Source organism: Niabella aquatica, assembly GCF_054779315.1.
Genome location: NZ_BAAGYM010000020.1, coordinates 40,430 through 54,037, shown reverse-complemented (window position 1 = coordinate 54,037; position 13,608 = coordinate 40,430). Strand labels below are relative to the sequence as shown.

Below are 13,608 nucleotides of genomic sequence, written 5' to 3'. Positions count from 1 at the left end.
GTATGCAGCAGCCACTGCTATGCAATCAGTGAAATTCCGGTTTGGTTCACGGCATTTCTTTTTAACAGGTGCGCTATGCGGTATTCAGGTTGTCTTCAAAGTTAGATATTTACAGAACGATCCATAGTTAGTTGTACTTTTGTGCCTGCTGCATGAAGAAATTGGCAATTCAAAATGTTTAGACACAGCGGTAAAACCAGAACATTAAGTCATAATAAGAAAATCGCTTCTTTGTTATCTTTTGTAGCAGGGCTCGTAAATGTAGCCGGCTTTATATCTGTGCAGCGGCTTACTACAAATGTAACGGGTCATTTTGCATTTTTTGTGGATGAGATTTTTAAACTCCAGTTTGCAGAAAGTATCGTTTATTTCTTTTTTATCTTCTTTTTCTTTTTAGGGGCTTTTGTTTCCAGTTTATTGGTGGAAACCATGATGAGAAGAAACGACCGGTTTATTTATATCATCCCGGGGGTTTTAGAGAGTGCCATCCTGCTTATGGTAGCATTTTTCGGGAATAAGCTGGTGATAAACAATGCCAACCTCATTGCATACAGCCTGCTTTTTGCAATGGGGCTGCAAAATTCACTGGTAACAAGAATTTCAGATGCGATGGTGCGGACAACGCATTTAACAGGGCTTTTTACAGACCTGGGTATTGAACTATCGCAATTATTTTTTTACAAAAGGAAAGAGCAAAAAGAGCGGCTCATTTCAACCATCAGGCTCAGGTGGAGAATTATTTCATTTTTCTTTTTGGGAGGAATAGCCGGTGGCATATTATACACCTACCTGGACTTTTACTCCTTAAGTATTGCTGCTATGATACTTTTGATGGGATTGTATTATGATGGCGTAAAACACAAATTGATCAAGTGGAAACGGCGGCATGATACGAAAGAAGGACGCATAACCAGTTGAGGGATGACAGCGTCTGTTATCCGATAATATGGGTAGATAATTATTCATTTTATCCGGTGTAAGTTATTCAGCAAACGCTATGTAGCTATTTCTTTTTCAAATTGCATTTGATGAAGCCTGGCATAAAAACCGCCTTTGGCGAGCAGCTCAGCATGTGTTCCGGTTTCCACCAGCGTACCCTTGTCCAGTACCAGTATTTTATCTGCTTTCCGGATGGTGCTGAGGCGATGCGCTATAACGATGGAAGTGCGGCCCTGTATCAGCTTATCGGTAGCTTTTTGTATCAGCAGTTCACTTTCCGTATCAATAGAGGAAGTAGCTTCGTCTAACACCAGAATGGAGGGATTGTACAGTAATGCACGTATAAAGGACAGCAGTTGCCTTTGCCCCAGCGATAAAGTGGCTCCCCTTTCTTTTACATTATAGTCATAGCCGCCGGGCAGGCACATGATGAAATCGTGCATGTCGATCATTTTGGCGGCTGCAATTACCTGCTCCCTCGTAATGTCAGGGTTGTGTAAGGTGACGTTATCCATAATGGAACCCGAAAAAAGAAATACATCCTGTAATACTACCCCTATATTTGCGCGCAGGTAATCCGGCGATAATTTTTTAATATCAGTACCGTCTATCTCAATTGCTCCTTTTTGAATATTGTAGAAACGGTTAATAAGGCTGATGATAGTGGTTTTGCCGCTCCCCGTATGGCCCACAATAGCCACGGTTTGCCCGGGTTCAATTTCAAATCCTACCTCTTTCAAAACCCAATGCTCATCCACATAAGCAAAGCTCACGTTCTTAAAATCTATTTGTCCTTTAACACGTTGCGCCGGTTGAATATAGCCTCCTTGCGGGACTTTTTCCTCATCTTCATTGTCTAACACCGTAAACACCCGGTCGCTGGCAATAACGCCCATTTGTACCACGTTGAACTTATCAGCAATCATTCTTAACGGCCGGAACAGTAAATTAAGGCAGAGGATGAAAGATACAATAACCCCCTGCTGGCTTTGCTGAAGGTGAAGCGTTTCTTTAGCTGCAAACCAGACTACCAGGCCAATGGACAGTGCCAGCACAATTTCTATTACCGGAAAAAAAATAGAATATGCAAAAATTGCATTGATATTGGCATTGCGATGCTGCTTGTTAATGGCTTTGAATTTGTTGAATTCGTTCCTTTCTGCTGCAAAAGCCTGTACCACATTCATGCCCGACAGGTGCTCCTGTGCGTAAGCATTTAAAGCAGCTACTGCATTCCTTACTTTAAAAAAAGATTTATTGATGCTTTCTTTAAAATAATAAGTGGCAATGATCATGATAGGAAAGGGGATGAGCGCTATAAGCGTAAGCTGCCAGTCTACCCAAAACATATAGGCCAATACACAAATGATAGAAAGCAGATCCGCAATGATGGGTATTAGACCATCGGAAAAGATTTCGTTGATGGATTCTATATCATTAATCGAGCGGGTAGTTAATGTTCCGATAGGGGTTCTGTCGAACTGGCGTAAGTTAAGCCCCAGTATTTTTTTGTAAACAGCTACACGAATATCTTTTACCACGGCCTGCCCCAGCCATGCTGTTATATAGGAAAACGCAAAGCGCATGACTGTTTCTATTAAAATAATACCGATCTGTATAACGGTAATATATACCACCATTCTCGGCAGGGAGTGCGTGATGTATTTATCTACCGTTAGCTGAATAAGTAAAGGCCGTACAGGGGTAAGCGCCGCCAAAAGTAGCGACAGACCCACTGACCAGTAAAATTTAGTTTTATACGGCGCCGCATATTGAAAGATGCGCCGCAATTTAGAAACATCAAAAAATGCTTTTTTTCCCTGCTGCATGAAGGTGCAAGATATAAAAATACTTAGAGCCCTGGGTTATATATCTTCCTCGCCCGTTTCCCTTTTATAGGCTTTAATGAACAGGGCACCCAGGTTTTTATAGGGAGGAATGTAATCTTCCATACCTGTAATATTGGCCGCTGCCCTGAACTCTTTCCAGAAAGGGATCCAGTCTACGTCCTTACGCTGGCGCAGATTTTCTAAAAAGATACGGATAAAGGGCAGATTGATATCGCGGTAGCCGGTTTGCTTGGATGATATAATATGGGCATCGCTTGATTTTTTAAGAATGGAGTCTATCAGAAAAAAACCTCCGCAGGAACCCATAAACACTACACGGGAGGTAGGTGTAATATAGCTTACACTGGTTGGAGCGTGATAACTGTGTCCCCGGTGAAAAGTAATGGTAGGAGATAGATTGTTTTTCTCAAAATATTCCTGCATGGCATTTTGGGCTATAAAGTCCTCGTCGGGCGTATTAGCCAGGGGCCTGTTGGCATATACATATACAGGTACGCCGGAAGTTGTTTTGGCAACAACAAATTTGCTGTTGCTTTGGTCTACCTTCCATTTAGGATCATTATTAAACGTACGCACAAAAATGTCGAAGTCCATCATGCCATCTTCATCACCATAAAAAAACATCTGGGAAATGATCTCCCCTTTCTCATTAGTAAAGTTGTTAAAGGGAATATTATAAACCGGGGGAATGCCCAGCTCTTTTGTGAGGTTAATATTTTTAGCGGGATCTGCGGATAAAAACAGCTTATCAAGAATATTATAAATAGCAATACCTCGCTTATTACCTGCCTGCAGGTTTCTCTGGTAATTGTTTTTTACATTGATCAGCATTTGCCTGGCCAGGTCCGGTAAGGTTTCATACAGGCTTGCATAGGAGTCGGCAACGTCCACTCCATCCTCCAGCCCCTTTGATTTTTCAAGGCCGTTTACAAAAGCGGTCATCAGGTTCGTGGCTTCCTCTTTGTTTTTAAATGTGGTAAAAAAGGTTTTTAACGTATTATACCCTGCTGCCTGCCGTATAAATTTCCTGTAATGGTCGAATGATACGCTTAACAGCAATGAATCGCCCCGGTTATTGATCTTGCTCATCATTAACGGGAAAACGCCCGAAGTGTAGCTACTGGTATAAATTAACCCGTCAGAAAGTACCGCCAGATAGTAGAGCTCCTGTGCAGTTAAGGGCTGAAGGCATTTGAACCTTACAGCGTTCGGCGATTCATGTAAAGCATTTATTTCGTTAATAAATTCATCATTACCCTTTTTTTGCAGCCTGTTCGTCAGCTCATTAAATCCAATAGCCATATCACCGCTTAAAGCCCGCTGGGCATAATCCATTTGTGTTTTTACCAGCAGGCGATAGTATTTTACACGGTCATCTTTAGCCACATCCAGCTCAGCCATTGTTATTTTTCCTTTCACCAGGTTGTCTAAAAAAGGAAAATAAATCTGCCCGCTTTTTATTTCAGACAGGCTTACAACGGTTTTTACAAAATCATCATTCTTAATGCTTCTTATTTTATAGCCAAGCGCATTACCGGCCTGTGCGTAAGAGTAGAGTTGCTCGGGGTATTGGCGCCCGATAGCTCTGATCAAACTGTCAGCATGTTTAGAGCCGGTGTACTTAGTTAGGGCATAAAACGTTTTGTTGGGATATTGTTGTGCATATTTCAGCAGCACCACATCTTTCATCTCGTTAAACCCGGGATTTTCTTCAAATACCCTGGGCAGGGTTGCCGTATAAACGATATCGTAAGGGAAATGCTGCAGGTAAGGAACAATAGACTCTTTAGCCGTATTCACTTCTATCAGCTTTTTATAAAGCGAAAATATTTGCGCGAAATGTGTAGGATTGACTTCTCTTTTAAGCCATCCGGTACGCATATGCCTCAATATATCAGTAAGCCCTACCAGGTAACCCGGCTTTAGTCTTTGTTCAATCTTGGCATCGCTTTCAATCAGGTGCCTGATAGCATCTACCTGGTTATTGATAGCTGCGGTTGCCAGGCGGCCCGCATCAGGGTTGTTCACTAAAGTAAATTCATCATCCTGTTTGCCATCGCTGCCCAGCAACAGTTTTTTTTCTTTATTAATATTATCATGAAAAAGCTGCCGGTTGATGGGAATGGTTACACCATCGCCCTGTGCCCATAAAAAAATTGTCCATACCGTAAAAAAACCCGTTGAAAATAAAGCCTTTCCTGTCATAAACTATAAATTGATCCTGCCCGCAAAGGTAGCCTGATATATAACGTAAAAAAGTTAAAAGATGTTCTGCCGGCAGAGATGGTTGCGCCGGTTTTGCAGGCCTAAAGAAATTTGTAGAATTTTATCCACAAACTCCTCCTGTACCCTATACCGACATGCGGCAGGAACAAATAGTGCTAAGCCCGTATTATCTGGTGCTGTTTGAACTAAAAAAAACATCCGGCCTGTACGCATCCGTGCATTTGTGGCCTATTATATTTGTATTGCTGTATTTTTAAAATCATCCTGCCGCTTAGAACACCGGAATTCATGCCGTACCCATCCTGCAGCGTATAAAGACCTGAATCTGCCAGATTCAATTTGGGCCTCGGCCCGAGGTTTTTTGTGGCGTATATGCCATCTTCCGCATTTATATTACCTTCGCACCTCTAAATCAGGACAAAAAATATTAATTAAGTACTGTTTCAAATATGTTCAATAACCTACAGGATAAATTAGACAGCGCCTTTAAAAACCTTAAAGGACAGGGAAGGATCACCGAGCTTAACGTAGCGGCTACCGTAAAAGAAATACGCCGCGCATTGGTAGATGCTGATGTGAATTATAAAATAGCCAAAGAGTTTACAGATAAGATAAAAGATAAAGCCGTTGGCGAAAAGGTAATTAATGCCATCAGTCCCGGACAACTGATGGTAAAAATTGTAAAAGATGAGCTTACCGAGCTGATGGGAGGAGCAGAAGCTCCTTTGAATGCCAAAGGGAACCCCGCTGTAATTTTGATTGCAGGGTTACAGGGTAGTGGTAAAACTACTTTCAGCGGCAAGCTGGCCTATTATCTTAAAAACAAAAAAGGGTTAAATCCTTTACTCGTGGCTGCAGATATTTATCGGCCCGCGGCGATGGAGCAATTACGGGTATTAGGCGAACAGACAGGCGTGGAAGTGCATATAGAGCCTGACAACAAAGACGCAGTAAGCATAGCACAGGCGGCTGTGGCCAGTGCCAAAAGCAAAAACAAAAATGTAGTTATTATAGATACTGCCGGGCGCCTGGCTATTGATGAGCAGATGATGACGGAGGTAGCCAATATCAAAAATGCCGTAAACCCGCAGGAGATACTTTTTGTGGTAGATAGCATGACCGGACAGGATGCGGTGAACACAGCCAAAGCTTTTAATGAAAGGCTTGATTTCAGCGGGGTGGTACTTACCAAATTAGACGGCGATACCCGGGGCGGGGCGGCCATTTCCATCAAATACACGGTAAATAAGCCTATAAAATTCGTGAGCAATGGTGAAAAGATGGATGCGCTGGATGTGTTTTACCCCGAGAGGATGGCTCAGCGTATTTTGGGTATGGGCGATATTACCTCCCTGGTAGAACGCGCTCAGCAGCAGTTTGACGAGGAGCAGGCTAAAAAAATTGAAAGCAAGATCCGCAAAAACAAATTTGATTTTGCAGATTTTAAGGCCCAGCTGGAAATGATCAAGAAAATGGGCAATATGAAAGACCTGTTAGGGATGATACCCGGCGTAGGCAAACAGATCAAAGACTTAGACATCAGCGACGACAGCTTTAAAGGAATAGAAGCAATGATTGACTCTATGACGCCTGAAGAGCGTGCCAACCCCGACCTGATCAATGGCAGCCGCCGCAAGCGTATTGCTTTGGGCTGCGGTAAAGACGTTACTGAAGTGAACGCTTTTATGAAGCAGTTTGAGCAGATGCGCGATATGATGAAGAATATGAACAAAATGGGGGCTTTTGGCAAAATGATGCCAGGCGGTCTGGGAGGTATGAAAAAGCCTTTCTAACTTTCAATAATTTTTTTTTGCTTCTTGCTCTGGTTAATGGGTGTAAACCCCTAACTGGCGGGGCGACTGAATATTTGCTGTTTGCCGGATAAGCAGATCCCGTGGATCTTTGAGCAATGCATCCTTTTAAAATAACAACGCGCAATATTCTTTAAACCCATAATAGAGTACTACATTTTGCCATTAAAAGTATAGCATAGATGCAGCCATTTATAATCTTCCTCAAAGTCCAGCGAATTGCCTGTTTAAAAGCAGGTTGACTTTTTCGTTCATTGGAACAGGTTTTTAGTATTGGATAACAATTTTCGTACTGTGGTTTGCAGTACCATAACGGAGTTGTTATCTTAACATTGCTTCTTTTCTCCACTCATCTGGCATTTTTTCTATCGCATACCGTAAAGCAGTACGTGGCATTACCGTTTTTTTAGATAATACATAGTTCAATACTTCTTTGGGATAAGCCTGGCTGGCAGCCTTCAGCATCCACCCATAACCCTTTTGTATCATATCGTCTTTATCGGCGATAAGGATATCTGCTATTTCAAAGATCTCTTTCAGGAACATTCCTTTTCGGGCCGGTATAATCAAGGTTACTGCTGCGGCCCGCTTCACCCACCGTTGCGGCGATCGTGCCCATTTCTTTAATTCATTGATGTGCCCGGGATACATCATTACGAATGATCCTATCGTATGGTTGCACAGGGTATCACAGTCGGCCCAGCTATTAACGTAGTCTTTTACCCAATGTTCAAAGATTTTAAAGTCAGCGACTTCATATTTTGAGTGCTGGGCTGCTGATAATATACAGGCAACGAGGGCTTCTTCAAAATATCGTGAAGCCCAAAGCTCTTCACAAATGATTAAAATTTCCTGTTTGTTTACTGGCTTCAGCTGCTTATAAAATTCTTTTGCAATTTTGTTGATTTCATTGGCTTTGATGCCATAAGCTAAAGGTTTTTCTCCTTCTTTGAAAAATCGGGTTGATGTCTCAAGCACCTTTATATCTGCCCTGCTTTTTAAAACCCGTCGGATTTTTAAAGATATTTTTTCTTCCATTGTTTGTACATGCTAATACTGTTTGTAAAAATAACGCTTCTCAGGCCGTTATGTATTTGGTTTTGGCATACGATAAAGGTAGAGCACGTAAAGTAATAGCAAAAGCGTTAAACTTTTAAACCTATTCCCTTAAACCTTGTTTATCTTTGCGGCATGGGCGCAGGAAAACAGAATATCAGGCATCTGACTCTCGCAGAGCTGGAGGAGTACTTTTTATCTATCGGGGAAAAAAAATTCAGGGCAAAGCAGGTGTATGAATGGCTTTGGATAAAGCCGGTACAGGGCTTTGATGCCATGACCAACATCAGTAAAGATCTGCGTGAAAAATTAAGCCGGCGCTTTTCATTTCCTGCTATTACTGTAGATACCACCCAACATTCGGAAGATGGTACTATTAAATCGAGGTTCAGAACAATAGAGGGCCACTTAACAGAGGGGGTGCTTATTCCAACCGAGGAGCGTAAAACGGCCTGTGTAAGTTCGCAGATCGGATGCAGCCTGAGCTGCAAGTTTTGTGCTACCGGTTACCTGGAACGTAAGCGCAATCTGGAGTTTGACGAAATATTTGACGAGGTGGCGCTGATCAATAAACAATCCCTGGAAGTATACGATAAAAAGCTTACCAATATTGTTTTTATGGGTATGGGCGAGCCTTTGCTGAACTATAAGAATGTGCTGAAAGCCATAGAACGTATCACTTCCCCTGAAGGGCTGGCTATGAGTCCCCGCCGTATTACGGTTTCTACTGCAGGTGTGGCCAAAATGATCCGGCAGCTGGGAGATGATAAAGTAAAGTTTAAGCTGGCTTTGTCACTTCATGCAGCTACCGATAAAAAGCGGCATGAGATTATGCCGATCAACGACAGTAATAATATTAAATCCCTGGTTGATGCGCTGAACTATTTTTACAAGCAGACCAAAAACGAAATTACTTTTGAATACATCCTGTTCAATAATTTTAATGATTCGCTGGAAGATGCCGATGAGCTGATCAAGGTTTACAGGCAGGTTCCTGCTGATCTTATTAACCTGATAGAATATAACCCTATTGATTTTGCCAGGTTTACCAAACCTTCCGAAGAAAAAGTAGATGCGTTTATACAATATCTGGAGAAAAATAAAGTAAACGTGCGCCTGCGCCGCAGCCGGGGCAAAGATATTGACGCCGCATGCGGTCAACTGGCTAATAAGGGATAATTGGTTGAACAAGGTTGACCGTTGGCAGAAAAAAGACCGGAAGTCAGAATACCGGAATCTGATTTTGACTACTCAATATGCATCAATCATCAATTTCCAAATAAAGCAGGGCCCTGAAAAGGATTATTGAATATTAAGCATTGAACATTAACTTCTTATACAGGTGGCAGTATGTGTAGCCTCACCAGTTCACTGTATATGAATCCTGTCCATTATCCATCTGTCTGCTATGACCTTCCCCTTAATCCTTCTTAGCCCTTAATGTAAAACCTGCGCTGGTACCTACATCCTGCGTACTTCTTATGTGGATGGTTTGACCATGTGCCTCAATGATATGCTTACAGATAGCCAGTCCGAGGCCGCTGCCTGAGGCATCCATCCTGCGGCCTGTGTCTGTACGGTAAAAGCGCTCGAATATACGGGGGAGGAATTTCGGATCAATACCCACGCCGTCATCGCTTATTTCAATTAAGATCCTTTTATCATCGGTACGGTAAATTCCTGCTTTAATAGTACCATTGGGCCTGCCGTATTTAATAGCATTTTCAAAAAGATTCAGCACCACCTGCCGTATCTTTTCCTTGTCTGCATGTACTGCAATCGGTGCTTCACAACCTTTTTTTACGCTGAAACTGATATTTTTAGGTTCTGCTTTTATAGAAATGCTTTCAAAGCTGTCTTTCAGCAGGTCCTGGATCACAAAATTAGTTTTTACCAGTACCAGCTCTCCCCGCTCGAGGCTTGAAATTTCATCCAGATCGTTCAGCAAATTGGTGAGTCGGGCAATGTTTTTGGAGGTTTTTTTCAGGAATTTTCTTCTTAGCTCCGGGTCTTCAGGATCATTCTGCAACAAGGTATCTACATAGCTCTGAATAGTGAATATAGGAGTTTTGAACTCATGCGAGAGGTTCTGCAAAAATTCTCTCCTGAATTGTTCATTGGCTTTTAACTGTTCCACCTGCTTCTGGTTTTCCTGCGCCCAGGCTTCCACATCCTCGGTCACTTCATTAATGCTTTTTTTGGGCAGGATATATTTATAATAGGTCTCTTCTCTTTTGGTGGCTTTGGTTTGATAAATGAATTTATAAATAAGTTTTATTTTACGATAGATGAAGTTGTCCAGCACAAAAAATATTAGAATATATCCTCCCAGCAGCAATACCAGGAATGCCACTACACTAAACAGCCATCTTCTGTCAACAATGTACAGCAAAAGGCTCACCGGCACTGCCAAAGCCAATGCTGTATAAAAAGACAATTGCCTGGGGGATAAGTTCTTAGGGTTCATGAATGGAAAGATACAAAAATTGCGAAAATGATCTGTGACTCGCTGCCGGCCCTGAATTCCGGCTTCAGCACAGCAGTACATTCGCTGCCGGAGTATATTTTTATATTAAATCTCAAATTTATAGCCAACGCCTTTTACAGTGGTAATGCAATCCATATCCAGCTTCTGCCTTATTTTCCGGATATGCACATCTATAGTTCGGTCACCCACAATAACATCATTGCCCCATATAGCGTTTAAGATTTCATTTCTTAAAAATACGCGTCCGGGCTTAAGCGCCAGCAGGTACAGCAGTTCGAATTCCTTTTTTGCCAGCACGATGTCTTTACCATCTACCTGTACCAAAAACCTCTCAGGATCAATAGTGATGTTTCCCACTTTTATGGCTGTGGAATTTTCTTTCTGTACCCTTCTTAAAAGGGCCGCCACCCTGCTCAGCAAAACTTTTGGACTAACGGGTTTGCTTACATAATCATCGGCCCCGGTTTCCAGGCCCCTCACCTGTGTTATTTCATCATTCAGGGCCGTTAAAAACATAATAAGCGTATCCTTAAAGGCTGTTTGCCCGCGCAAAACCTGGCATACCTGTACCCCGGTTTTTTCAGGCATCATCATATCGAGTATTATTAAATGAGGTTTATGCTGATATGCTTTGTCAATTGCTTCATCTCCATCTTTAGCCGTAATGACCTCATATCCTTCCTTTTCAAGATTATAGGACAGGATTTCCAAAATATCAGGCTCATCATCCGCAATTAAAATTTTATAACCTTTTTCCATTAATAATAATTTAAAGCAAACGTAACAGTAATTTGTTTTATATTAAAAAAAGAGGGCAGCGGTTAGGTATACTTAATGTAAAATTAATATTATGCTATATAAAAACATCGGGGCAGGTATGCTAAAACCGGCTTAATTATTGCTTATTATATGCGTATTTTAAAACTCTTACATTTTGTTATTATCTTTTAATATACCATGAAATTTTTTTATAAAAGTAACCTGAAAAAACTCATTCCTTTTTTGGCTTTGCTGCTTTTTACAATGAACGCAGATGCCCAAAGAAGAAAAAAGAAAAGGCAGAAAGAAGTTCCCGCTGTAGTAGTGGTAGACACGGTACCTGCCTATACTATTGCTATCAACAGGCAGATCATGCATGAGAAGGTAGAAAAAGAACAGGCTGCTTTGCTTTCTGTTGATGGTAAAGCAGACCGGTACCTGGTAATTTCTTCCGATGCGCAGCTCAACGATGCTGTTACCGATGCCGCTACCAAAAGGGTAGACTGGCTACAGTATGAAATTGAAACCAGCCCAACGATCGATCAAAGACTTAAAGCCAATTACCTTAATGGTCTGGCTACCATATTGCGCTATGTAAAGATCTACAGTCGCGGCAGCCAGTCGGCAGTGCACTATTTACCCCAGATTATTGCTACCTATAAGCAATTGATCGAGGCCAACACCCAAAACAGGTCGATAGCGGGTATTATACAGCCCCTTCCTTATGATATTGCTAACGCAGCTTTGCAACCTGAAGTATTTAAAGATAATGTAGGGTACAACCAGGTACGTGACATGATGCTGCTGAAACTTGCTGAAAGATATCCTGAAAAAACTTTTGCAGCGCTGAAAGCCTACCCGGAAGCAGCGGTGGCCGACAGCCTTATCAGGAACATAGGCCATCAATACCCCCACCTGATATATGACTATGCCCAGGCAAATAATAAATTGAGTTACAAAATACAGAATATAGAAGACGATCCGCTTATTGTAACGGTAGTGTCCATGGCACGCAATCCTAATAAAAGCGGGCAGTTTTATTTTCCCTTTCTTGATAATATCGTAAAGGGAAAAATAACAATGGATGATATTGACAAGGCAAAGAATGATCCCGTTAAATACTTCAGGCTGTTGGTACAAACCCAGATAGATTATACGGCACGTGCAATTAATGGCGATACTGCCATGGAATATAAAAGCCTGTTGAAAAAACTGGAGCAGAAAGCCAAAGATGAGTTTGTGGCAAAGATCAATGGGCTGCATGAAATGTCAGATGCAGTAAGGTTCCGTTGCCTGCAGCCATTAAACGCTGAAGAACTTTATTACGTGGGTGTATTGACTAACGGGCTTATTTATACCAGCAGCTATACGGCAGGAGTGTACCCGCTGATGATGCGCAAGGCAGGCAATAAAGGTGATGAATTACTGAAAAAGCTACACTTTGATCATTACCGTAAGTTTTTAAGCCAGGCGGCATCTTACAATACCCTGAAGAACTTTTTGGGCAGCTTTTCCAATACGGCTGATGCGAACGATCTTATGAAAGCTTTTGTTACGGGGCTGGAGAAAAGCGACGGGCTGGAAGATGGGGTGGATGTGGCAGATTCCTATGCAAGTATTGCCGAAACCCTGCCGGAACTTGCAAAAGAGATGCTGGTGAACGTAAAAGCCAACCTTGACAGGAATCGCAGCGATGATAATAAAAAAGGTATAGCCATTTATGACATTCTCTACAGCCTGTTCCTGTCTGCCGATTCTGCAAATCATATTGACCTGACCAGTAAGCTGGACATTCCGCCTGTATACAATATACCCTTTTCTTCGCTTACCAATGAAAAGGGAGAAGTGATTTCCCAGGTGTTTTTTTATGGAGACCGGGACGGCCGTAATATTTTCAATGGTTTCCTGAATATGTTTGGTGGAGGTAACTGGAAAATTGACGGAAGCAATAAGCAATGGGTAGTTATAAAATCTGCAAAAGGACAACCTGTTTCTATTTATGCTAACCGCCCCCTGGACGAAAATAAAGGGCTGGATGATAAGGCCCAACAGGCGCTGAACGCATACCTCGACGAAAATAACCTGCACCCCACTGTTACCATACACCGCGGGCACAGCTATTATGCAGAAGCTACTATCGGCTATATGGCACCTACCTCCAAAATCGTTTTCATGGGGTCTTGCGGTGGATTTAATCTTATCGACTCTATTCTTAGGAAGTCCGAAGATGCTCACATCATCGCTTCCAAGCAAATAGGGAGAACTGCCATTAACAAACCTTTTTTCCATTTATTAACAGAGAAGCTGAGAACAGGGAAAGATATTGAATGGATTCCTTTCTGGAAAGAATTCAAAGGCCGTGCAAACGTAGCCGGATTTGAAGATTATATCCCGCCTTATAAAAACCTTGGTGCTATTTTCATTAAAGCATATAAAAAGGAAACAGGTGAAACAGATGTGTAAGCGCGCTCTTGACTCA

The 13,608-nt window shown here is 42.0% G+C and carries 9 protein-coding genes; 4 read left to right on the top strand and 5 right to left on the bottom strand.

Annotated elements, in window-relative coordinates:
• Window positions 1-174: 174 nt before the first annotated feature.
• The gene (locus ACYVBM_RS15635) at window positions 175-918 is read left to right on the top strand and encodes a YoaK family protein (protein ID WP_460686622.1); all 744 of its coding nucleotides are present in this window, start codon (window positions 175-177) and stop codon (window positions 916-918) included.
• A 77-nt stretch (window positions 919-995) separates the two neighbouring features.
• Here the strand turns inward: ACYVBM_RS15635 and ACYVBM_RS15630 are convergent, their stop codons facing one another.
• Together ACYVBM_RS15630 and ACYVBM_RS15625 are read right to left on the bottom strand one after the other, a co-directional pair.
• Complete coding sequence (locus ACYVBM_RS15630; RefSeq protein ID WP_460686621.1) at window positions 996-2,768, bottom strand: ABC transporter ATP-binding protein; 1,773 nt, start codon at window positions 2,766-2,768, stop codon at window positions 996-998.
• A gap of 36 nt (window positions 2,769-2,804) precedes the next feature.
• The gene (locus ACYVBM_RS15625) at window positions 2,805-4,994 is read right to left on the bottom strand and encodes a hypothetical protein (protein WP_460686620.1); all 2,190 of its coding nucleotides are present in this window, start codon (window positions 4,992-4,994) and stop codon (window positions 2,805-2,807) included.
• A 470-nt stretch (window positions 4,995-5,464) separates the two neighbouring features.
• On the opposite strand from ACYVBM_RS15625, the gene ffh reads away from it, so the two are divergent.
• Window positions 5,465-6,808, top strand: coding sequence for a signal recognition particle protein (ffh, locus tag ACYVBM_RS15620; protein WP_460686619.1), 1,344 nt, complete (start codon window positions 5,465-5,467; stop codon window positions 6,806-6,808).
• A gap of 339 nt (window positions 6,809-7,147) precedes the next feature.
• On the opposite strand, the gene ACYVBM_RS15615 is transcribed toward ffh, so the two are convergent.
• Window positions 7,148-7,864, bottom strand: a complete 717-nt coding sequence (locus ACYVBM_RS15615; protein ID WP_460686618.1) for a DNA alkylation repair protein — start codon at window positions 7,862-7,864, stop codon at window positions 7,148-7,150.
• A gap of 153 nt (window positions 7,865-8,017) precedes the next feature.
• Between ACYVBM_RS15615 and rlmN the strand changes: the two genes are divergently transcribed.
• Window positions 8,018-9,061 (top strand): dual-specificity RNA methyltransferase RlmN, encoded by a 1,044-nt coding sequence (gene rlmN, locus ACYVBM_RS15610; protein ID WP_460686617.1) that lies wholly within the window; start codon window positions 8,018-8,020, stop codon window positions 9,059-9,061.
• Between the two features lie 241 nt (window positions 9,062-9,302).
• Here the strand turns inward: rlmN and ACYVBM_RS15605 are convergent, their stop codons facing one another.
• Together ACYVBM_RS15605 and ACYVBM_RS15600 are read right to left on the bottom strand one after the other, a co-directional pair.
• The gene (locus tag ACYVBM_RS15605) at window positions 9,303-10,349 is read right to left on the bottom strand and encodes a sensor histidine kinase (protein ID WP_460686616.1); all 1,047 of its coding nucleotides are present in this window, start codon (window positions 10,347-10,349) and stop codon (window positions 9,303-9,305) included.
• Window positions 10,350-10,454: 105 nt separating this feature from the next.
• Window positions 10,455-11,129: a response regulator gene (locus ACYVBM_RS15600; protein WP_460686615.1), complete on the bottom strand. Its 675-nt coding sequence runs from the start codon at window positions 11,127-11,129 to the stop codon at window positions 10,455-10,457.
• Window positions 11,130-11,327: 198 nt separating this feature from the next.
• On the opposite strand from ACYVBM_RS15600, the gene ACYVBM_RS15595 reads away from it, so the two are divergent.
• On the top strand, window positions 11,328-13,592 hold the full coding sequence (locus tag ACYVBM_RS15595; RefSeq protein ID WP_460686614.1) for a hypothetical protein: 2,265 nt from the start codon (window positions 11,328-11,330) through the stop codon (window positions 13,590-13,592).
• The last annotated feature ends 16 nt before the right edge of the window (window positions 13,593-13,608 follow it).